The 22,609-nt window shown below is 36.0% G+C and carries 21 protein-coding genes and 1 pseudogene; 6 read left to right on the forward strand and 16 right to left on the reverse strand.

Translation table 11 applies throughout. The features are described 5' to 3' along the window. Positions 1-6 precede the first annotated feature (6 nt). Positions 7-1,038, reverse strand: a complete 1,032-nt coding sequence (locus tag CH364_RS00365) for a DUF2804 domain-containing protein (protein WP_100741663.1) — start codon at positions 1,036-1,038, stop codon at positions 7-9. 132 nt (positions 1,039-1,170) lie between these two features. On the opposite strand from CH364_RS00365, the gene CH364_RS00370 reads away from it, so the two are divergent. Beyond that, positions 1,171-2,919, forward strand: coding sequence for a GMC oxidoreductase (locus tag CH364_RS00370; RefSeq protein WP_100741664.1), 1,749 nt, complete (start codon positions 1,171-1,173; stop codon positions 2,917-2,919). Positions 2,920-2,924: 5 nt separating this feature from the next. Further along, the gene (locus tag CH364_RS00375; RefSeq protein WP_100741665.1) at positions 2,925-3,836 is read left to right on the forward strand and encodes an ankyrin repeat domain-containing protein; all 912 of its coding nucleotides are present in this window, start codon (positions 2,925-2,927) and stop codon (positions 3,834-3,836) included. 33 nt (positions 3,837-3,869) lie between these two features. Here the strand turns inward: CH364_RS00375 and CH364_RS00380 are convergent, their stop codons facing one another. The 8 genes and pseudogenes from CH364_RS00380 to rpmH form a co-directional block, all read right to left on the reverse strand. Next, entirely contained in the window at positions 3,870-5,504 is a 1,635-nt protein-coding gene (locus CH364_RS00380; protein ID WP_100743321.1) for a hypothetical protein, read from the reverse strand. Positions 5,505-5,568: 64 nt separating this feature from the next. Next, positions 5,569-5,820, reverse strand: a complete 252-nt coding sequence (locus CH364_RS00385; protein WP_100741666.1) for a hypothetical protein — start codon at positions 5,818-5,820, stop codon at positions 5,569-5,571. 80 nt (positions 5,821-5,900) lie between these two features. Beyond that, a complete protein-coding gene (gene mnmE / locus CH364_RS00390) occupies positions 5,901-7,286 on the reverse strand; it encodes a tRNA uridine-5-carboxymethylaminomethyl(34) synthesis GTPase MnmE (RefSeq protein ID WP_100741667.1) in 1,386 nt (461 codons plus the stop codon). After that, the gene (gene jag / locus CH364_RS00395) at positions 7,279-8,010 is read right to left on the reverse strand and encodes an RNA-binding cell elongation regulator Jag/EloR (protein ID WP_004784914.1); all 732 of its coding nucleotides are present in this window, start codon (positions 8,008-8,010) and stop codon (positions 7,279-7,281) included. Before jag ends, mnmE begins: the two co-directional genes overlap by 8 nt. A 28-nt stretch (positions 8,011-8,038) precedes the next feature. Beyond that, positions 8,039-9,994: a membrane protein insertase YidC gene (gene yidC, locus CH364_RS00400; RefSeq protein WP_207762195.1), complete on the reverse strand. Its 1,956-nt coding sequence runs from the start codon at positions 9,992-9,994 to the stop codon at positions 8,039-8,041. 3 nt (positions 9,995-9,997) lie between these two features. Beyond that, positions 9,998-10,225: a membrane protein insertion efficiency factor YidD gene (yidD, locus tag CH364_RS00405; RefSeq protein WP_020776531.1), complete on the reverse strand. Its 228-nt coding sequence runs from the start codon at positions 10,223-10,225 to the stop codon at positions 9,998-10,000. Then, positions 10,222-10,527 (reverse strand): annotated as a pseudogene (gene rnpA, locus CH364_RS00410) (ribonuclease P protein component); the annotation flags it as partial. The pseudogene rnpA and the gene yidD, both read right to left, overlap by 4 nt. Before the next feature lie 26 nt (positions 10,528-10,553). Then, positions 10,554-10,715: a 50S ribosomal protein L34 gene (rpmH, locus tag CH364_RS00415; RefSeq protein WP_081431642.1), complete on the reverse strand. Its 162-nt coding sequence runs from the start codon at positions 10,713-10,715 to the stop codon at positions 10,554-10,556. A gap of 667 nt (positions 10,716-11,382) precedes the next feature. Between rpmH and CH364_RS00420 the strand changes: the two genes are divergently transcribed. Beyond that, complete coding sequence (locus CH364_RS00420) at positions 11,383-12,354, forward strand: MltA domain-containing protein (protein WP_243401174.1); 972 nt, start codon at positions 11,383-11,385, stop codon at positions 12,352-12,354. A 42-nt stretch (positions 12,355-12,396) separates the two neighbouring features. Here the strand turns inward: CH364_RS00420 and CH364_RS00425 are convergent, their stop codons facing one another. Next, positions 12,397-13,053 carry a TetR/AcrR family transcriptional regulator gene (locus tag CH364_RS00425; RefSeq protein WP_100741670.1) on the reverse strand — a complete coding sequence of 219 codons (657 nt, stop codon included), beginning with the start codon at positions 13,051-13,053 and terminating at the stop codon, positions 12,397-12,399. Positions 13,054-13,180: 127 nt separating this feature from the next. Here CH364_RS00425 and CH364_RS00430 point away from each other — a divergent pair, with 127 nt between their 5' ends. After that, positions 13,181-13,837: a DAPG hydrolase family protein gene (locus tag CH364_RS00430; RefSeq protein ID WP_100741671.1), complete on the forward strand. Its 657-nt coding sequence runs from the start codon at positions 13,181-13,183 to the stop codon at positions 13,835-13,837. Beyond that, complete coding sequence (locus CH364_RS00435) at positions 13,821-14,423, forward strand: glutathione S-transferase family protein (RefSeq protein WP_100741672.1); 603 nt, start codon at positions 13,821-13,823, stop codon at positions 14,421-14,423. Before CH364_RS00430 ends, CH364_RS00435 begins: the two co-directional genes overlap by 17 nt. Here CH364_RS00435 and CH364_RS00440 read toward each other — a convergent pair. Next, positions 14,415-15,341: a cation diffusion facilitator family transporter gene (locus CH364_RS00440; protein ID WP_100741673.1), complete on the reverse strand. Its 927-nt coding sequence runs from the start codon at positions 15,339-15,341 to the stop codon at positions 14,415-14,417. The genes CH364_RS00435 and CH364_RS00440 overlap by 9 nt on opposite strands. An 84-nt stretch (positions 15,342-15,425) precedes the next feature. Next, entirely contained in the window at positions 15,426-17,318 is a 1,893-nt protein-coding gene (locus tag CH364_RS00445) for a putative bifunctional diguanylate cyclase/phosphodiesterase (RefSeq protein WP_100741674.1), read from the reverse strand. Positions 17,319-17,407: 89 nt separating this feature from the next. Here CH364_RS00445 and CH364_RS00450 point away from each other — a divergent pair, with 89 nt between their 5' ends. Further along, entirely contained in the window at positions 17,408-17,917 is a 510-nt protein-coding gene (locus CH364_RS00450) for an acyl-CoA thioesterase (protein WP_100741675.1), read from the forward strand. A 449-nt stretch (positions 17,918-18,366) separates the two neighbouring features. Here the strand turns inward: CH364_RS00450 and CH364_RS00460 are convergent, their stop codons facing one another. The 4 genes from CH364_RS00460 to CH364_RS00475 are packed head-to-tail and all read right to left on the reverse strand — an operon-like array spanning position 18,367 to position 22,570. Beyond that, positions 18,367-18,693, reverse strand: a complete 327-nt coding sequence (locus CH364_RS00460; RefSeq protein ID WP_100741677.1) for a DUF1330 domain-containing protein — start codon at positions 18,691-18,693, stop codon at positions 18,367-18,369. 48 nt (positions 18,694-18,741) lie between these two features. Then, positions 18,742-19,980, reverse strand: coding sequence for an MFS transporter (locus CH364_RS00465; RefSeq protein WP_100787834.1), 1,239 nt, complete (start codon positions 19,978-19,980; stop codon positions 18,742-18,744). A gap of 44 nt (positions 19,981-20,024) precedes the next feature. Beyond that, positions 20,025-20,582, reverse strand: a complete 558-nt coding sequence (locus CH364_RS00470) for a gamma carbonic anhydrase family protein (RefSeq protein WP_423790165.1) — start codon at positions 20,580-20,582, stop codon at positions 20,025-20,027. Positions 20,583-20,608: 26 nt separating this feature from the next. Beyond that, positions 20,609-22,570 (reverse strand): 7TM diverse intracellular signaling domain-containing protein, encoded by a 1,962-nt coding sequence (locus CH364_RS00475; protein ID WP_100741680.1) that lies wholly within the window; start codon positions 22,568-22,570, stop codon positions 20,609-20,611. Positions 22,571-22,609: the final 39 nt, after the last annotated feature.

A 22,609-nucleotide genomic window follows, 5' to 3' on the forward strand; every position in this document is an offset into this window, starting at 1 on the left:
AATTTGTTAGTAATGATTCAGAACATCTTCGGCAAACCCGAGGATGTTTTGAAGTTTTAGTTTTTTCCCATCATCTAAAACTACTGTTCCATTAAACATTCCAAACACTTGATGTTGTACGGTTTTGATGATTAAAAAATTCATATAAGAATTTCTATCCACAATCGGTGTAAATTCCAAATCCAAACGGTTGTTATTGGAAGTGAATTTCCATGGCGCCATATAGTTTTTAGTATCGATGATGAAATTCACTTCATCAAGTTTATGAATTTTTCCATCATAAAAAATAACATTTTCAGAAGCCGGAGTTCTATCGGTAAATCCATATCCTAAGTTGAGGCCAAAAGGTTTTCCATCCAAATAAGCTGATACGGAACTCCAGTACCATCTGTTTTTATAAGTCCAGACTCCGCGACCCCAGTCGAGGGCTCCAAAATCTTTTTTAGAATCAAATTGGTAGATTGTGTTACCAACCTGGACCTGGCCAGAAGCAGGCATACAATTGATTTTTGTATTATAATAAAATGCTTTTCGGTTTTCTTTCCAAGAGGTTGCAATATTCATTGAATCCATTTTTGGTTCGTTCAGTTCAATTTTACCTTGGATTCCTTTGCCTCCATCTGGCGCTTCAAATGATTTTGATTCAAATTCTAAAATTCGTTTTCCGCCAATGACTTCAAATCGGATTCTCAGTTTTTTGTCTTCAAATTGGACAACACCGCTGCTGTTGACTCGTGGGAATCCAGTTTTTCCAAGAGGCAAAACGGAGAGAGTATCAATTTGTTTGAATGTTCCTCTTTTGAAATCCAAAAAACAAATCGCAAAAAGTCCCGCATAACCTAGATCAGATGCCGTGATTGTAATTCCAAAATCTTTTGTCGGAGAAAGAATGGAGTAATAATCCCATTCCTTAATTTTTAAAGCGGATGCCGCAATACTTTCGCGATTGTAAGTCCAAAAAGGAGATCTGGCCCAACCTTCTTCCGTGAGGGTTCCGTCGTTATTGAGTAGAGGAATTTGTTTTTTAATCTCAGGCATGAACCGATTTAAAAGGATTTATAACTTTCGGCGAGAAGTTTTTGTTAGATTCGATAAGAGCGAATTGACAGAAATCGAATTCCATTGCAGACTCGGTTTCGCTCACGCACCACAAACAAGGAAAAACGAACCATGAGTCAATCCATTCCAAAAGAACAAAATTATGATTATGACTTTATTATTGTAGGATCTGGTTTTGGAGGTTCTGTTTCTGCTTACCGGTTATCACAAAAAGGTTATAAGGTTTTAGTGATTGAATCAGGAAAAAGATGGAAATCAACAGACTTTCCCAAAACTAATTGGAGCCTTCGTAAATACTTATGGATGCCGAAATTAGGTTTTTATGGAATCCAAAGAATCAATTTGCTGAATGATTTTTTACTTGTGAGTGGGGCCGGTGTTGGTGGAGGTTCTTTGGTATATGCATGTACATTATATGTTCCTTCTTCAAAAGTATTAAACTCTCCCTTGTATTCCAAAATGGGTGGGGAAAAAAGTTTATTACCATATTATGATGTTGCGAAACATATGCTTGGAGTTACAGAAAATCCACAACTCTGGGAACCAGACCAAATTTTATTAGAAACTGCCAAAACATTTGGAAAGGAAGATACCTTTCGTCGAACACCTGTAGGAATTTATTTTGGTAACAAAAAAGATCCGAAAGATCCATTTTTTGGAGGAGATGGCCCCGATCGTGATCCTTGTAACTTTTGTGGTGGTTGTATGGTGGGTTGCCGTCATAACGCAAAAAACACTTTAGACAAAAACTATTTATTCTTAGCAGAGAAGTTAGGTGCTGTGATCCTTCCAGAAACAAAAGTCACATCTCTCGTCCCTCTCAATGAAAAAGGAATTCCAGATCCAGAGGCAAGCGGTGAGTTTGGATATGAATTGGAAACAAACAGTACCACTGGTTGGTTTGGTTTTCCAAAAAGAAAATTTCGTTCCAGACAAGTTGTGCTTTCTGCCGGTGTGATGGGAACTGTTGGGCTTCTACTCAAAATGCAATTTGAAAACAAAATGATTCGATTATCAGAAAAGTTAGGTGATACAGTTCGTACGAATAGTGAAACCGTATTACCAGTAACCGTTCCCGCAAGTAAAGGTGTGGATTATTCTCGTGGGATTGCCATTACCTCTTCTGTCCATCCTGATGAAAACACTCATATTGAACCGGTTCGTTATTCGAAAGGATCTGATTTTTTTGCTCTTCTTGCGAGTGTGATGACCGATGGAGGAGGGAAGTTTCCAAGACCTCTCAAATTTTTTTGGACGATGCTTCGTCACCCCATTTATTTTTTAAAGGCGCATAACCCGGTTGGTTTTGCAAAAAATTCTATCATCTTACTTGTAATGCAAACAGTTGATAATAGCGTACGACTTGTACGAAAAAGACGAATCATTTGGCCTTTCCAAAGAACCATTACCTCAGCTTTGTCAACAGGTGAACCAACACCCACTTACATTCCGATAGCCAATGCCTTCACAAGAAAACTTGCCGAGATTGTCGGTGGAATCCCTCGCAGTTCTTTCAATGACACTCTACTCAGCGCTCCTTTGACAGGCCATATCATGGGAGGATGTATTGTGGCTGACTCCCCTGAACGAGGTGTGATCGATATGGAAAACAAAGTTTTTGGATACGAAAACCTTCGTGTTTGTGACGCGTCCATGCTTACGGTAAACTTAGGTGTGAATCCTAGTTTGACCATCACTGCCCTTTCCGAACGAGCCATGAGTTTTGTTCCGACGAAAGACAAATCGGCCACCAAATTTTTATCTTTTGAAACAAAGAAAGGTTTTGATAAAATCCTTGGATCTGTTCCGAAGAAACCTTCCGTTAAAAAATCGACTCCTGTGAGGACACGCGTATCATAACCTAAATGAGTTTGATAGACGCAGCCAAATCAGGAAGTATTGAAGAATGGGATGCAGAGATCAGAGCTGGTGCAGACCCAAATGAATTAGATTTGTATGGAACCAACGCTCTTTCCTGGATGTTAAAGATGGAGAGTGCGGAACTTTTTCGCCATGCTATCTTAAATGGTGCTGACCCGTTATCTGCTTACACCACTCCTGGCAATGTTATCTTTGATGTGATGAATCAAAACAAAGAGTCGTTTCTGCAAATTTTGGTAGAAACTGCTTCCGTTTGGAAAAAATCAAACCATCTTCTCACTAGAGATAAAAATGGAAACACCATCTTTCATTTAGCAATTCTTGAGTCCGCTGAATCTCTTTGGGAAGTTTTGCTTAGTTCCTTAACAGAAGAGATTGTCTCTTTACGGAATGAAGAAGGTAGATCTATTTTTTTAGAAGCGGTTGTAGAAGACCGAATGGAGATTGTTACCAAACTTCTGTCAAAGTTTCCTAATTCTATAAGTCACAAAGATCGTGAGGGAAAAACGGCCCTTCATTTGGTTGCTGAAAGAAACTTACATGAGTTATGTTCTTATCTCTTGGAAGAAGGAAATGTTGTATTAGAAACAAAAGACGAATTTGGAAACACTCCTTTGTTTTTATCTGCCTCAGCGGATGCCGTTGAATGTTTGACTGACCTACTCCAAGCCGGTGCCAATCCCTTTGTTTGGGGAGAAAACGAGGAATCGATCACAAGGTTACTCGACCGGGAAAAGTATGGTCACAGTTTCAAAACCTGGAAAGACTTTGTGATCAAAAAAGCTATCCTCGGCGCCGGTTATGTTCGCCGAGAAGAAATGATTGATTTCATTAGAAAGGAAAAACCATTTAAACCAGAAGAATTAACCAAAGCAAAGTTAGTTGAACTAATCTAATTATAGTTATTTGGTTTTATAGGTTTAATCTGACTACTTTTGCGGAGTGGAAACATTGCCTAAAAATTTTGGTCCATAGTTTCCTTCCCTGTCCGTATAAGATCTCTCCGTTTTAGGACTTTCAAAAGTGTAATGTTGTTCAATATTGGTTTTGAAAGGAGCATTCTCTGGAGATTCGCCGTATTGGTGTAATTCGCGAATCCTTAAATCTGATCTCGGATGTTTTCCAAGTCTTCCTTGGAACCTAAAGAAAGAAGAAAGTTTAGGATCTACCTTATGGTGGCCATCAGGATCTTTATCTGCAGGTTGATCTACCCAACCAGGTTCTTCCCAAGCAACTAACTTTTCAATTTTTTGTTTGACCATCTTACTTGCATCCACATACCGAGTAGGTTCGGGAAGGTCTTTACAATCACAATCATCCAGTGTCGCTGTTTTGTTTGTGGTTCCTGATCCAATTTTAACACTAGTTAAATCTTTTTCCGAAAGGTTTTTGGGAATGATAAGAATCGAGTTTTCTGGATCGAAACTAGGAAACACATCCCAAGGATCAGAAATATAATTAAAGAGTGCATTTCCTGCATGTAGTTTTACAGTATAACCACCATAAGCGGATGTTGGATTTCCACCATCGGAACCCATATTGCCTTTTGCCACATAAAGGATGGGATGGTTTTTTAAAGAGTTTATATTTTTAAAATCTGTATCGAGTAAGATATGATCGTGTCCCGTAAGTAAAATTCGTTTTGGTTTTCCATCTTTTGAGACAAGTAAGGCATAAGATTCCAAATCACCTTGGTGGATGTTTCCAAATTTAGTTGGCCCTTCATTCCAATCATACCAAATCCAATACGAGATGACCATATCGCCATTCCCAACTTCATACCAATAGTTACCATCGTCACGAAATCCTGGAAGAGCTTCTTTCCCAGTTCCTGATACAGTGGCATTGGCGTAACGAACATGATAATACAAATGTGTTGGATTTTCTTTGGGAAAAATCTCAGGAAATTCAACATAGTTCCAAGTGGTTTGCCCTTTGGTTTTTCTTCGGATGTCCTTTTCTGGAAGTTTGTATTCTTTGGAAACAAAGTGGTCGGCAAACTTTTCAATGTTAGATGGTAAGTGTTTTTTATCTTTATGGAAAACAAGGATTGGGGCAAACTTAGATGCTAACTCTTCTTGTTTGCGATTAGGGATTAAGTTCTCTTGGCTTACAAAATTGAATTCGTGAGTTATATTGGGATTTTTTGACAGGGAATCTGTATTTTCTATCCAGAAAGGGTTGTGGCCTGGTGAATATTTTCCGTAAACTTTCTCGATTCCCTCTAATCGAATGGAAAGGTGTGTCCACTGGTTTGGTGTGATTTCTTGAAAGGTCATTTGGTCACTGGACGACTGAACCTGCTTTGGATTTTTATTTATAATCAGTGAAACTGGTGTATAACAGTCTTTTGTATTTGTATCGGGACAAAAATAAAATTTGAGAGTGTAATAAATACGTTCTCCTTTGAGTTCTTTCGGAATGGAGTTAAGTTTGAATTGGAACCGAATGAAAATTGGATTCGAAATTTTTGGTTCCTTTAGATCCGAATTTGAACAGGAAATAAAAAAAAGAAAGATAGCAACTAGCGAGAGTTTTGTTGTGATTTTAGTGATTAGTTTCATTTGGTTTGATATGGCATAAAAAAACCCCTGTTTCCAGGGGTTTTTTGCATACAAAAGATTTTGATTACTCAGCGTCTTTTTTTGCTTTTTTCTCTTTTTTGGCTTTCTTAGCTTTTTTTGCCTTTTTCTCGCCATTTTTATTATTCTTTTTCTCTTTTTTCTCACCGTCTTTGTTATTCATTTTTTCTTTTTTAGGTTTAACGGTTTCGGAAGCTTCATCAGCTTGCATTGTAGGTTCTTCGTCTGCTTCTGTTTGAGCAAAAACACCAAATGTACTGAAAGAGAAAATGGAGAGAATCACAAGAAATTTTTTCATTTTATACCTCGTATGGAATGTGCACCTATTAGATACTATTTCGATGAATAGACAATCGTAAATTTTAGAAGATTTGTGAATTATTTACCAACACAAAATTTACTAAAAATCCTACCAAGGATCTCTTCGTTGTCTACGTGGCCGTTGACTTCACCAATTTCTTTGAGAGAAGAATTAATCTCCTGGATATAAATTTCCGCAGGTGCCTCATCTTCCATTAGTCGAATAGCTTCAACCAAACTAGATTCAATTTTTTGAATATGATATCTTTGTCTGTCTTCTAATAAAACCACATCTTCTGAATTATCCATGGAAGTGAGTTTTGTTTTTAAAAGTTCCAATAAATGGGGAATTCCGAGTTTTGTTTTACAGGAAATCTCTGTAATTTCTAATTCGAATTGTTTCTGTAATTCATCGAGGTGGTTTCGGTTCCAATCTATGTTTTTTTCGTCAATTTTATTGGCAACAAGGATGGCACCACGGAGTCTATCTTTATGTTTCATTAAGAACGAACTTTTGTCGAATGGAACAGATGTATCAATAAGAAGTAACTTTACATTGGCACTGTCGGCTTCTCGTTTGCTTCGTTCAATTCCCATTTGTTCAATGTTATCGGATGTATCACGAATTCCTGCTGTATCCACAAGTCGAATGGGGATTCCATCTAAACTCAATTCTTCTGCGATATAATCTCTAGTGGTGCCAGGAATGTCTGATATTATGGAACGATCCTTCCCGATGAGTAAATTCATAAGACTCGACTTACCAGTATTTGGTTCACCAAATAAAACTACTGTAGATTGCAAAATTAAAGTTTCTGCACGTTCTGAATCTTTGATTAATTTGGAACAAAGATTTTTTAAAGAAATCATTCGATTTTTTCTTTCTTCCAAACTTTCAAAGGTTAAATCTTCGGTAGAAAAATCTATTTCCGCCTCGCACTCTGCTTTGAGTGAAATGAGATCACTTCTGATTTTCGAACTTAATTTTGTAATCTCACCAAATACGTTTTTTTGAGCTAATTCTAATTCATATCTAGAACGAGCTTCAATCAGTCGACCGATGGCCTCTGCACCTGATAAATTGATTTTTCCGTTTAAGTAAGCTCGTTTGGTAAACTCGCCTTTCTGTGCAGGTCTTGCTCCGTTATCAAAAAGGATTTGCAAGGCACGTTTGAGTAGAATTGGGTTTCCATGTAAATGGAACTCAGCTAAATCTTCGCCTGTGTACGAGTTAGGTGCTGGAAAATAAAAAAATACAATTTGGTCTAATGATTTTTCTGAATCAACAAAATCGCAAAAAATAGCAGTACGTTTTTGGTTCTTAATCAAATCTTCTGTGAGGGGTGATCCGTTTTTTTGTAAAACGGCAAGGGCAATGGGCAATACGGCAGTGCCCGATACCCGAAGGATGCCAATCGCTCCGGGTCCTTGGGCAGTGGACAATGCCGCTATGGTATCAATCAAGATCTTCTTGGTCAACTCCGTCGGCAAAGTCTTCTACAGGAAGGCCTTTTTTAGATGGATCTTCCAAATCTTTGTATTTATGTTTTTCTTTTGCAGAGATCACACGAACTCGTTTGAATGTTCCATTTCCTTCAGATCTAGTGAACACTCTTTCGTCTTCTTGGATTGCCATGTGAACAATTCTTCTTTCAAACGGATTCATTGGATCGAGTAGTTTAGATCTTCCTGATTTGATGACTGATGCTGCTACAGATTTAGCCAATCGAATGAGAGATAACTCGCGTTTGTCGCGGTAAGATTCAATATCCAAAACGATTTTTCGGTTATGGCGAATTTTTGGATCTACCATTAAGTTTAAAAGAAATTGAAGAGAATCTAAGGTTCCTCCTCTTTTTCCGATGATGAGTCCAGATTCTTTACTGGTAAGTTCAACATAGATTTTTCCATCTACATCACCCATTCCTACTACTTCGGCAGGAATTCCCATTTTTTTCAAAATAGTAATGATTACCCCGTGGATGATTTTTTCGGATGGGATGTCGTTATTTGCAACAAACGCGCGTACAACGGCTGGTTTTTTTTGTGTGATTCCTAAAAATCCGGACTTTCCGGAATCAACTACTTCGAATCGTAAATCGCCTGGTTGGAGACGAAGTGTTTCTAAAGAATATTCTTCTGCCTCACTTTTCGTTTTTCCTTCGGCTTCGAAAATGTAATTATTCATCTGTGATCTTCCTTGTTAAACAATGATTTCATTTTTTCTTTTTGTTTTGGTTTCTGAATCCAGGTCTTGCAATCGCAGAAGTATTGTTTGCTGGTTCTGGCCCATTATTCTTTGGTTTTTTGTCTTCTGATTTACCAAATTTGTTCGTATACACTTGTTGTGCGATTGATAGAATGTTTTGCATTGTCCAATACATGGTCACACCTGCAGGCATTGACCAGAAGAAATATAACATAATCACAGGCATCATGTACATCATCATCTTTTGGTTTGGATCTGTAGAGACTGTTGTCATTCGAGATTGAACCACTTGCGTTGCCACCATGATAAGTGGAAGGATGTTGATCGCAAGTGCTCCGATAAAAGCTAACTTTGGAGTTGTGTAAACAGTGTCAGGTTCACTTAAATCTTTGATCCATAAAAATGGAGAATTCCAAAGGTCAACTGTGTCAGAGAACGCAGTATACAATGCAATAAAGATAGGAATTTGAATGAGCATAGGAAGGCAACCAGCCATCGGATTGGTTCCATTCTTTTTGTATAACTCTACTGTTTTTTCCTGTTTGAGTTTTGGATCATCCGCATATTTTTCATTGATGAGTTTGATTTGCGGAGATAACTCTTGCATCTTTTTCATCGATTCCGCCTGTTTTTTGTTCAGCGGATAGAAAGCTAATTTGAATAGAATGGCAAAAATAACAATCGCCCAACCATAGTTAGGAATAACTAAATAAATCTTTTTTAAGATCCAAACAATTCCATTACGAAGTGGAGTTGTAATCCCTTGGTTAAAGGATTTGTCTAGAGAATCACTAAGGCCCGCAAACACGGAGTCTTTGTTGATTTTTGGATCCAGTTTACTATCACGGAAGGCAGTTCCGTCAAGTTCCCTTACACCTACATAAGCCGCATAATCTAAGTTTACTTCTTCACCGGGCCCTAGTTTCCAATTGTCATAGACAAGAAGAACACCTGTTTCGTTTCCTTTGCGGTTATCAAGAAGAACTCCGGCTGGTTTGTCATCCAATGGATCGATCACACCAATGAAGTAACGACTTCCTGTTCCTACAAAATCTACCTTTTCGTTAGAACCTTTTTTAATTTCGTAACGAGTGTCTTTTCCTTCATTTGATCCAAATAGATTATCAAAAAATCCTTGTGTGCTAGTTCCATCTACGTGGTCTTTAAAACTTCCATCCAAGTAGTAATAACGAAAGTAATGTGCATTATCTCGATCATTAAAATCTTCTTTTTTCTTAAGCACCGGGCCAAGGGAACTAAAGGATCTAAAGTAAACATCAGATTTTGAAGGAGAAATATTGATGGTTTCTGAAGATCTGTTTTTGAGTGTTAAATGAAATTTAAAATAGTTTTCAGATGGGAAAAACTGGAATTTCTTTTGGATTGTAAATTTGCCATCTAACGAAGGCGCTTCGAAGATTACTGTTTTTGTTTCAGCATTATAATTAGAACTAAAGTTTACTAAGTTGTATGCAGAAAAAGGAATTGTGTCCTTGTCTTCAATGATGTTGAAATCAAAACCTTGCCCTCTCGTGAGTTCTACAGCTTTTTCTTTTTTTCCATCAAATTCAATTTCGAATTTAGGATCTTTTGCAATCGCAAATTCAGAACCATCTGGTTCTTTATGGTCTTTAATATAGTATTCTGTGATTCTTCCGCCTAAGCTAGAAAAATGAACTAAAAAAGAATCCGTTTTTAACGAGAAGGTTTTTACATCTTCTTGTTTTACTGGATTCAACTTTGTTGTTTCCGTTGTTGGCTTATTTAATTCGGTTTTTGCTTCCGTTGCATTTCCGTTAGTTTTTTCTTTTTCAGAACCATCTTTTTTGGAAACTTCATCTGCAGTTTTGGGTTTTGGAGTTTGCGGAGGAAAGAAGAAATAGTTTATACCCATCCAAACCGCTAAACTTAAAAATAGCGCGAGGAATAAACGACCTTGTCTGTTTGTGGAATCATTTTGCATAAGTTAACTCTTGTTAAAGGATTTCGGTAAAGGGTCATGGCCACCTTCATGATAAGGGTGGCATTTTGAAATTCGAACAACACTTAATACCAGCGCTTTGTACCATGGATAGGTCTCAAACGCTTGTTTGGCGTATTCGGAACAACTTGGGGTAAACCGGCAAGCCGGAGGCAATAGAGGGGACAGCAGTTTTTTATAGAGGTAAATTAGAACCAAAAACAGCCGATTCATGGGAAATGTTTTAGAACCGAAAGGAACAAAACCTCTCGGTCTTCCTTGGATAACTTCGCAAATTCTTTCTGAACAAGTAGGGCACAATCGTATCCAACAGGTAACAAAGAAATATGTTTCCTAACCAGTTCTCGTAGAATTCGTTTGGAACGGTTACGTTCAACGGCTGTTTTGTGAGTTTTATCGGGGCAAAATAAAAAACTGGCAAACGGAAGGCCGTTTTTTCGAACAAGCCATCGCATCGGTGGCCTGCCCATTTTACGATTCTGACGAAAGAGTTCCTGGATCCTGGTTTGGTCGCGAAGGGTCTCCGAAGGAAGCTCCTAAATTAGAACTTTCTCCCGATTTTTTCGTCGGAAACAGTCAATTTAGCACGGCCTTTTCTTCTTCTGTTGGCTATCACATTTCGTCCGCCTGGGGTAGCCATTCTGGCTCGGAATCCGTGAGTTCTCACGCGTTTAATTTTACTCGGTTGGAATGTACGTTTCATGAAACACCTAATTAATCTATATATGATCGCAAAAATATGAGGTCTTTTGAAAGGTTTTTGGTACCCTCATGGAAGTCAAGGGGAATTGGTAAAAATGATTGGACAGTGGGTATCTTATGAGACATAAGACAAAAACAGAACTGCCATTTGGATACCTAGAAAGAAATTGAGGAACAGGGGTCCCAGATGAGGTATAAATCGATATTCATAGGGAAGTAACTGGGTCTTGAAAGTAGATTTCTTTGGAAAGTGGGTTACTATTTGCAGTCACTGTATTTGGAAAGTGGGTTTCTATTTACTGACGCTGAATTTGGAAAGTGAGTTACCTTTTCCCACCATTTACAGAAATTAGAAAGGTTTTTCGTTCATGAATTGTTCAGCATTCCTTTCTACATTTTAAAGGTATTCAGAATCTAGGTACTGAAGGAAACACACTCTTATGAGCAACGGGAATTCGCTGAAAAAAGTAAGTCACTTTCCTTTTCGCTTGGTGAACAATGTCGCCTCAATGGTTTTTTTGATTGGCACACTATCAATCGCGACTCTATTTTCGGAGCCGAGGCAGAACCGGAATGGCAGTCTAAATCGAACGGACTTATCTTTAGTTTCTCAAAATCTACTAAATCCCACACCATCCAAGCAGTTAGATCTTACTAAAGATCCGGGATTGGAATCAGCTATTAAGGAATCCTTCCATTATTTTCAGAAGTTGCCCCAAGATACAAAGTTACGTTTTAGAGAAGATGAGTATACGAAAGTAGAAATTTTAAAATCATTTGAAAAACTTCAAACAATCATTCACGAAACTACAAAAGATCAAATTACAACTGAAATTAAAAAACACTTTATATTAATTGATTTGAGTCCGTCAGATGGACTGCCCATTATAACAGGATATTATGAAGTACGAATTAATGGAAAAACTAAACCAGAGGGTGAATACCAGTATCCTGCCTTATCACCTCCTAACCAAAATCTATCATTGCCAGAGAATCCAAAATTTTTCCATTGGGAAAAATGGAATCAAAAACAAATTTGGGAAAAATATTCTAAACCAATTTTATTTCTTCGTTTGACGGACTTACATTTAGCACAACTAGAAGGTTCAGCGCTTGTCGAAACCGAATCAAAAGAAATTTTTCGTATAAATTATGCTGAGGACAATGGAGAAAATTATGTTAGCCCTTCCATTTACCTGAAAGGAATTTGTCCGAGTCTAAAGCCTTATCATTTATCAAATTGTTTCCAAACAAAACCAAAGGAAGTTAAAGAAGCGATTTTTAAGAATCCAAGATATATATTTTTTGAAAAAGAATCGTTTCCAAATACGCAACCAAATGAGACTTCGTTTGGACCATTGGGAAGTGCTGGGATTCGTTTGGTTGCAAAACGATCAGTAGCCATGGATAAACAAATTCCACTAGGTTTCCCAATCCTACTTTCGTTTCAGTCAAACCAAAACTCAGTTAACAACCATTTGGTGTTTGTTCATGACAGGGGAAATGCAATCACCGGAGTTGGTCGTTTAGATTATTATTTAGGAAGTGGGGATGGAGTAGAAGAAATTGCAAATAATTTGTTAACGAAAGGAAAAGTGATTTTGTTACTTCCGAAAAAAGAGAAAACAAGAAAGAAATAAACTCATTTATGTTTCTAGAAAGGAAGTGGTAATTGTGAACTTTTACTTTTCGTTTTTGATACCCTGAAAAAAAATTTCATATAGTGTTTCGATTTCTTTGTTTGGATCTAAAGGATACTTTGGGGCTAAAACAAATTTAGTGATTAGAAAACTAGCTGCCAAACTAAATGAGGCTCTGACAATTTGATTTGGATCTAAATCTTTTCTGACCTCACCATTTTCTTGAAAGTATTTGAAAGCCTGGACTGATGTATCGTATAAATTAGTTTTCCAAAGATTTCCAAAGATCTCAGAGAATTCTTTGGAAAAAATCAGCGCGCCTAAGAGTAGTTTTAATTTTTTTGGTTCTTTCGCTACGGCTTCATATCTTGCTTTTAAAATGGAAATGTACCAATCTTTAAAATTTGGTTTCAGAGTTTGTAATCGTTCTTTGAGATCAGACATATGACCAGGAACAATTGTCGATAAAAGTAATCCCGATAGAACTCGTCTGTATAAATCATGCTTTGAAGGAAAATATTTAAAAAGAGTTCTTTCTGTCACGCCAGCTCGATTCGCCAATTCAGCAGTTGTGGCACCTGCAAAACCTAACTCAGCAAAAACATCCTCGGCAGCATCAACTATATCTTTTTCCTTATTTGATTCTGGATTTTGATAAGCTTCAAATTCATTTTGTAGAAGTTTTAGGGTTAGTTTCATAGGTTTACTTAGGTCTGTTTAGAATCATTTTTTTAATACGGGATATTTTTTCGATTGATTTTTTGTATAGTATTTACTTTACATGAAAATAGAATGGTATAGCGTTTACTATACCTGGGAGATCGAAATGAAAACGGTTCAATTAGGTTTATTGCCAAAGTTGAAAATTCAGTGGACCAGGAAGTCTGTGGATTCGGCTGAATCGGGAAGAGAGGTGCTTGCGGATGGTCGGGTTAAATATTGGATTCGACATGATACAATCAAAGGTGTTCATCCAAAAATGTTGGCTTGGTGGTTTCAACATTTGGAAGGTGATATTGAATATGAAGGAAAAGTTTATAATCGATACCATGTCTGGCATCCCGAAGATCATGTACATGTCAGTTATGAAAAAAGAAAACCTGATGGCAGTGTCGGACCTGGAGCGGCTTTAAGAATTGTAGAATACTTAGGAAGAAATAAGAAGTATCTAGTAAATGTGATGAGTCCCATCGAAAAATTAGATGAGGAAGGTTTCATTCATAATCCAAAACTTTATGGTTTTTTACCAATTGCAAGAATGGAATATAGTTTTAAGGATAGTGCCGAAGGAACTCGGTATGAAAATTGTTTGATTATTGGATGGAAGGGATTTAGTTTTAAATGGTTACGATCAATCTTTGAAATTTTGTTTTTTGATAAAAAACATGGTTTTTTTTGGATCAAACATAACATTGAAGAAGTGGGTCAGTTCGAAAGTTTTTTACCAGATCTTTACAGGAAGGAAAATGAAAATTTACGGTGACAGACAATCAGGGAATAGTTATAAACTTTTACTAGTAACTTCCTTTCTAGAAATTCCATACGAATGGCAAGATATTGATATAAAAAAAGGAGAAACCAAAACAGATTCATTTCTGAAAATGAATCCGAATGGGAAAATTCCTATTTTAATTTTGGATGATGGCAGAATTTTATCAGAGTCCAATGCTATTTTGAATTTTTTGGCAGAAGGGAGTGATCTGATTCCTAAAGATCATTTTGAAAAAGCAAAGGTCTTACAATGGCAATTTTTTGAACAATACAGTCATGAACCTTATATTGCGGTAGCAAGGTTTATTAAACATTATTTGGGGATTCCCGAGGAAAGACGGGCAGAATACGAATCTAAACAAGAAGGTGGATATAAAGCTTTAGGAGTTATGGATACCCAGCTAACAAAGAATAAATTTTTAGTAGGTGATTCAATAACTACAGCAGATATATCTTTGTTTGCTTACACACATGTGGCACATGAAGGAGGATTTGATTTATCATCATATCCAAAAATTTTAGAATGGATTAAACGAATTGAATCATTGGATAGATTTAAACCATTGCATTCAGTCTGAATGAAGTTTACATTGTTCGGCGTCAGTTTCGAGTTCAATGGTTGTATGGATAATTTCAAATTCTAGTGCAACCTTTCTAATTTTTTCTTTAATCATTTGGAATTCGTTTATTTTGACAGTTTTCTCTATGAGCACATGTAAGGAAGCAACATGGTGGTTCCCGTCCAAACTCCAAATTTTGACATCATGGATAGATTGAATTCCTTTGATATTTTCCCAATGTTCAATCAGATCATTACGATCGACTGATTCAGGGACAGCTTGTAACATCACAATCATTACCTGTTTGATGTTACCATATGCATTCCATAATATCCATAATGCAATCGCCAATGAAAGTAAAGGATCAAACCAAGGAACTTTAAAATACATCATCACAACACTACCAATAAGTACTGCGATCCATCCAAGAATATCTTCTAGAAAATGAAGAAACACTGCTTTCTCAGTTAATGATATTCCATGATTGAGACGAATCATGGCTGCACCATTGACAAGAACCCCAACAATAGCTAGGGCAAACATAATATCTGCTTTTGTTTCTTCGGGATTGATAAATCTTTTAATGGATTCAACTATCATAAAAAAAGATCCTACAGATAGTATTACTGAAATGATGAGCGCACCTAAAATAGAAAATCTTTTGTACCCATAATCAAAAAGATTGTCTTTTGGCTTTGTCGAAATTTTTTGCAAATACCAGACTAGGGCAAGAGACATTGCATCGCCAAAATCATGAAAGGCGTCAGAGATAATTGCTATGCTATTTGAAAAAATTCCTCCAACCAATTCTAAAAGAGAAAAACTTAAGTTAAGTAGAAATGCCCATGCCAAATTTTTTGAAGAGGAAGATGTGTGGTGGTGGCTATGATCGTGCGAGTGGTGGTCGTGATTAGAATGATTATGACCTTGTCCCATAGAGGATAGAATTTCAGAGTCGAATTTTCTCTGCAACTAAAGAAAGAGAAGAAAATATACTAAGTTTCCGTAGGTTTGTATCACCTAATCAAAAAGAATTTGTGGTCTTGAATAAAGATAACCTTGTACTACATGGCAAGAAGTTTGTTTTAGACGGTTGAGTTGTTCTTCATTTTCAATTCCTTCTGCAATTGTTTTGAGGCCCAAAGAATCGGCCAAATGGCAAATGGATTCTAGAAGTAAAAAATTTCGATCAGAATTTGCTATGTCATCTAAGAAAGATTTATCAATTTTTAATTCATCAAATTGGATTTTTTGCATATAGTGAAGGGAAGAATAACCTTTTCCAAAATCATCTAATGAAACAGAAATCCCGTTGGCTCGAAGTTCGGAGACGATTTTTTGAATGGTTTCGATTTCGTCTAAAAATACATCTTCAGTAATTTCGAATATGATATTTTTCGGATTAATTTTGTGTTTTGATAGATAACGAATGATATAGTCGTTGAAATTGGGATATAAAAAGAAAATTGGAGAAATGTTAATAGAAACTTGTATTTCCTTTCCATATAAGTCCAATAACTTTGGAATGTGAGAAATGGTTTTTTCAAATATACATTTTCCAAAAGGAACAATTAACTCCGACTTGGTGATGATAGGTATAAATTCATCAGGCGAAACATTTCCAAACTCAGGTAAACTCCATCTCGCCAGTGCTTCCAAGCCCACGGTCTCTTTTGAAGTGATATCCACTTTTTCTTGGTATGCTATTTTGAAGTTACCTTGGTTGATTGCCTTTTCTAAATAATTTTTTAGTTTTTGTTCCCTTTCTATTTTAGATTCCATTCCAGTTTTAAACCAAACTAACTTTGTCAAAACATCTTCTCTCGCTACATTCATCGCGATCGATAGTTTACGAATGGCTTCATCCAAATGGTTTGCATCCTTCGGAAACTGAATTCCGGAAACCCGATATTGGAGTCTATGTCCTAATCGCTCAGGAGTTAGTAATTCATTATTGTTTAGATCAAATTTTACAATCGCATTTTCAATTATCGATTTTGTCGCATTTTCTATCCAAAGTATAAATTCGTCACCACCTAAACTAGCAACGATTACACCAGGCTTTTCATCTGTAGAAAGTTTTAAGACACAACCTGTTAAGGTAAGAATTTGGTCTCCGAATCCAATTCCATGTAATGCATTAATTACTTTTAGTCCTTTTAAATTGATTAAAAGGAGAAAAGAATCTGAAACACCTGAATTGATCCTATTTTGAATTAATTTATCAAATAAGTATCGATTTGGCAAATGTGTTAATTGATCATAAAATGCTAGTTTGTCGATGTGCTTTTGGGAATTAAGTATTTTGCTTCTTGATTCTTTAAGATAAACAATATTTTTAATTAATTTTCCTCTGAGCCTTTGGATTAAAAATCCAGTTAAAACAGAAAATAAAATCAAACTAATCGAATTAAAAATCCATTCTCGTGGATTATTATTTCTGAGTCCCAAGGAATCAGGAAATCGAATCCAGGAAAAATAGATGAAACCACCGAATAACGCTGGCAGTAAAGATATGACAAGAGAAGAAATCAAACTTAGAATTGGCGGAAGAAATACATAGAAAGAGACAATCATAAACGTTAAGGATATTTCAGCGCTTCCCAAAAGGCCACTGCGGAGATAGGACAATACGGAAATAAATACTGTTGTACAAATCAAACTAAAAACACGAATAATTAAGGGTACTTTGTTCTTTAATAAAAATTCTAAAAAAAGGATACCTGCAAAACTAAAATCAACGGCAAAAAATAAAAAATCTACTTCACCGTGGTGAGTAAGAATCGGAACTAAATGTAAGCACGAAGCTAAAAGAAATAATCCAGACGCTGTCAAGAGGAAACTGCGGAGTAGTGGACTTGTATCCTTTTGGAACTTGGTCCAATAAATATATTTTTGTTTATTTTTTAGCATATGATCATCATTGGACGAACGAAACTAACAAGAAGAATCCGTAAAAAAGCCTTTCCCTGGCGATTGGTAAAGGGGAAATTATCCTCATTGTGACGAATCCTAACGAATTAACTGCTAAGTCACCCCAAGAATCCGCAGTAGAAACTAGACATATAGTACTTCCCAATGATGCAAACCATTACGGGACCGCATTTGGTGGTGCCATTATGAGTTGGATCGATTTGATCGCAGCTATGTCTGCCCAAAGGCATTCTGGACACGAAGCAGTAACAGTAAGTATCGATCGAATTAATTTTATTACTCCAATACAAATTGGTGATCATGTAAATTTAAAAGCGATGGTGAATTATGTAGGTACTACCTCAATGGAGGTGGGAGTTCAAGTGAATCGCGAAAACCCATACACTGGTGAGATGGTTCGGGCAACGACCGCCTACTTATCGTTTGTTGCTTTAGATGAAAATAAAAAACCCTGTGCTGTTCCTCCTTTACGTCTAGATACAGAATTGGAGAAACGCCGGTTTGCTGAAGGAAAACTTCGAATTGAAATGGCAAAAGAATTTTCTGCCAAAATCAAAGCTGGCAGAAAGGTCATTTAACAAAGTGATCTTTTCGTTTTTTTATTTAAGTTTATATATTATCCATGTAGCTAAATACGTTTCAATAATACTCAGAGGTATTGCATACAGTAGTATGGCAATCGGTAGGACTCCTAAATTCCAGATCACTACCCACATCAAAATAAATCCAATAAACCAACTGAATAAAAAAGTTTGATTGAATTTTAAGTGATTAGATAAGTAAAAAATTACAAATGCCAAACCGAATGACCAGATACCCCACACGGCTCCATTGAGCGGTTCTGAAGGAAATGTAATCCCCAATTGGTGATAATGATTTAACCAGATTGATTTAAAAAGTATTTCGTTTCTTAAAAATTCTGACAAACTTATAATAATTGTAGCGAAAAAAACAGGTAGGATTTTGTTCTTAAACATAAATTTGATTATTTATAGTTAGGTGATGTTCTGGCAATAAATATTCATTCTTAAGAATCAAAAAATCTTTCGTATTCTGCTATCTGCGTAGTACTTCCAACAGAAGGAACAAAGTATGTTTCTCTAATATTTTTGTATTCGGGATCTGAGAAAAAACTGAGTTTTTTTTCTTTGCTTTTGAAATAGATTAAAAATACTCTGTTGATTGAATTTTCCGTTTCTGATTTTAAAGTTTCTTGAATTTTAAAATCATACCGAAATCCTCCTTCATACTTTTCTAATAAGGATTTCATCTCCGTTCTATATTTCGTATAAAGTTCATCATTCTTTACATGAAGACCAACAATAGTTTCAAATGATAATAATTGTTTTTCCATATTTACTCCATCTCTAAAATTATATTTTGAATCGAAATAAAGTTGATTTCATTGATCATTTAATGTTTTTAAAATCTTTGTTTTCTTTCTATTGAGTAGAATAAAGCAAATGATCACAATAGCCATTACAACCAAAAAAGGAATACTTATCAAATTAAGAGAAAGCCAACCTATTTTATTCTCCAAATAACCTGCGCTATATGTTGAAAGGATCGCAAAAGAATACACAATTGTATCATTTGTTGCTTGTATCGAGTTTTTTTCGGAAGGGTGGTATTGTTCGACAAGTAAGTTGGTTCCTCCCACATACATAAAATTCCAACCAATACCAAGTAAAATGAGTGCTACTGCAAAAGGTAAAAAATCCGTTCCTTGGAGGGCTGCAAAACTCTCGAGTCCCATCACAAAAATTCCCAATAAAATTAAATAAGGTGCTGTCATTTTTCTCACTAATTGCCCGGAAAAAAAAGAAGGAATGTACATACCCAATACATGCCACTGTAAAACTAAAGTAGAAGCATGCATTTCATGCCCATGCGATTTCATTGCTACTGGTACAGCAGACATCAGCATCGCCATCAGCCCAAAACTAAATGCTGTCGACAATATAGAAACCCATAGACCTAAATTTTGGACATGGTAAGAGAAAGGTCGAATTGATGATCTTGGAGAAGGAACAATTTTATCCTGATTGGGATTAGAGCTTGGTTTGTTAGAAGTTGGTAAAAATAATATAAAGAATAATTGTAAACTCAAACTAGAAATTAATATTAAATAACATCCTAAATACAATGAATTTGGAAAAAGTTCTTTTCCTTGAAGTCCTGCCAGTGGGCCAAGAAATGCAGCAGGAATTCCCGCAATTAAAATCCAAGACAAAGCACTGGATCGATCATGAGTAGGAACCGATTCCATCGCAACAAATCTTAAGTATTGAACGAATGCTTGATGAAAACCATATAATAAGTGTGATGTGGAAAATAGAATAAAGTTTTTTTCGTACATCGCATACGATGCAAGCGCTGCTCCAAAAATTCCAATCACTGTTCCTGTGAGTAATCCAAATTTACTACCTTTCCACTTCATGATCCTAGAAGCAGGAACAAGCCCAAGTAGAGTTCCTAAGATCACTAAGGATATGGGTAGGGATGCTGATTCAGGTGAAGGTGCAATGCTTTGTCCAGCAAGAGCTGAAACCGCCATTATCATGACGGTCCCAATTTGAAAGACAGTTTGTGTAATAGAAAAGATTCCTAGGATTTTTAGTTTATTTATCATTTCTTTAATATAATTGGCAAATTCTATACAGTAGAAACTTCAAATGCATAAAGTTAGATACCTAACTTTGTTATGATTTCTTTTGCTTGGGATACAAAATGAACTTCTTCTTCCTTTAAAAAGGGAACAAAGATATTCTTTTCAAATCGGACAGATAGGTGCGCGTATTCAATACAACCTGCGACCGTTAATTCAGGTTTTGCTTTTCCCGGAAAAATTTTAATATCAGATCCATCTGGAACCACAAGTGATCGTGGTGGGATTTTTTTTCCGCCCCGAATCATACATCCAGCAGCAATTTGCGTGCCATCGCCAATTTCTGCATTGTCAAGAACAATGGAACCAATTCCAACAAGGACTCCTCTTCCAATTTTACAACCATGGATCATCACGTTGTGTCCAACTAATGTCCATTCGCCGATAGATATTGGGCTTGTGCTATCAGTATGGAGAGTGGAATTATCTTGGATGTTTACATAATTTCCCAATTTGATGGTGTTCATGTCAGCTCGTACCACAGCCCCCGGCCATAATGATACGGATGTTCCATATTCGACCATACCAAAGGCAGTTGCGGAAGGGTGAATGAATGGTTTTGTAAAAACTGGAATTTCTGAACGGGACATAGATATCAAAATCAACTTAGACTTTGAATTTCGCAACCGATAAATGTAATGTCGTCTTGTTTTACATCGCCTTCAGTAAACGATGAGAGTTCGCTGAGTACTTTTGCCATAGTATGATCCAAACTCATTTTCAGGTTCTCTTTTAAAATCTCATACAAACGGTCTTCACCGAAGAGTTCTTTCTCTCTATTGAATTGTTCAAAAATTCCATCTGTGAAAAGGAAAATACGATCGCCTTCTTCGATTTGGTGTTCAATGATCCGATACTGAGTATGATCCATAAGACCAATAATTTTCCCAGTCCTCGGGAGTAATTTTATATCATCAATTCTTTGATGGATTTGGTCAGGATGACCTGCCGAAGCATAAAATAACATTTTGTTTTTTAAATCAATATCACAAACGGAACATGTAAATATGGTTTGTATATTACTGTATTTGTTGATAAAGATTTGGTTCATATGAAATACTAAATCATCGGGATGGTCATAAATCATTTTGAGTGATTCGTATTCTGCTTTGATTGCCATTGTAATGAGTGCAGCTTGAATTCCGTGTCCAGTTGCATCTGCCACAAAAATTCTATAGTAGTCAGGTTTTACTTGTGTTAGATCATAAAAATCTCCACCTACTTCTGACATTGATTGGTAATAAGAATGGAAGTGAATTCTTGGATCGCTTGTTTTAATATCAGAGAATAATGTTTTTTGAATTTTCTTAGCTACGTTCAAATCTTTTTTAATTAAGTTTAAAGATTCATCTAAAGTTTTCGTACGTTCTCTCACCTTTTCTTCAAGAGTAACAAGTGCTAATGCTTGCGTATTTGCTTTTTCTTCTTTTAGTTCATTGATTTTATTGGCAAGTGCCAGAGATAAAATTCCGGCTTCCAAAGTGGAGCCAATTTGATTTCCATAAATCGTTAATAAATTTACAGGTAAAATACCATTTTGCATCAAGGTATACATCAAAATTCCGAATAATAATGTACTCCAACCAATTAAAAATAACCTAGCTTGTTTATTGCCTGTACTGTAGTTGATTAATGCGACAACAAGTACAGATACTACAAAAACTTGAGCAATTAGGTTTCCCAAACGGACGGCAATCGCAATTGGTAAATATGCATACGGAATCAAAATATAAAATAAAACTATAACTTTCAAAAATTGAATGAGTCGGTGGGACCAAGGATTTAGTTCTCGTAGATTTAAAGTTTGTTGGGCAAAAGTCCAACCAGATACTGCAGAACAAGTAACAATGATACTTCCAATCCGATTATGAATTTCTGGATGATCCAGTGTGATCACTTGGTTGAGGATTCCGTTCAAATACATTTGTAAGGCTAAATTAAAAAAAATGGATATGGAATAAGTAATGTAAGCTTTTTCTTTTAAAATGAAGTAAATAAACAAATTGTAAATTACCATAATCAATATGGTTCCATAAAAAAAACCAAGTATGGTATTTTCTAAATTTTCTTTTAAGTAAAAAGTATCTTTAGAGTAAAATCTAATCAAATAACTTACGTTTGATGAAGATTTGGTTTCTAAAATTAATGTTTTAGTTTCATTTTCTTTCCAATCCATTTCGAAGGCAATGGATTTAGAAAAAGCATCCCAATGTGAATGTGCAATAAAATCGCCACCTTCTTTAATGGGTTCTGGATTTCCATCTTCATATACTCGAACAAAATCTAAATGTGGATTTCCTAAATCTAAAATTAGTTTGTTTGCGGAGGTAAGATTGGTTGCTTTGAGTCGAAGGAATACATGTTCCGATTGGAAACCTAAACTTAAGTTATTTTTAAAGATTGGTGTCCAACGGAGTTTTTGAAAGGTGGCATCGGTATTTGAAGAGATCGCATAATCGATTTTTTGCGGAACAAAACTATCATCTGTGATAGATTTTTGAATTTCCAATCGAGAACAGGAGAATAACAAACCTGACAAAATGACTGTTAGGAGTATTCTCATAAACTCGGATGATTTCCCGATAAAAATCGGGATTTGTCA

The organism is Leptospira harrisiae, assembly GCF_002811945.1.
GTDB lineage: Bacteria > Spirochaetota > Leptospiria > Leptospirales > Leptospiraceae > Leptospira_A > Leptospira_A harrisiae.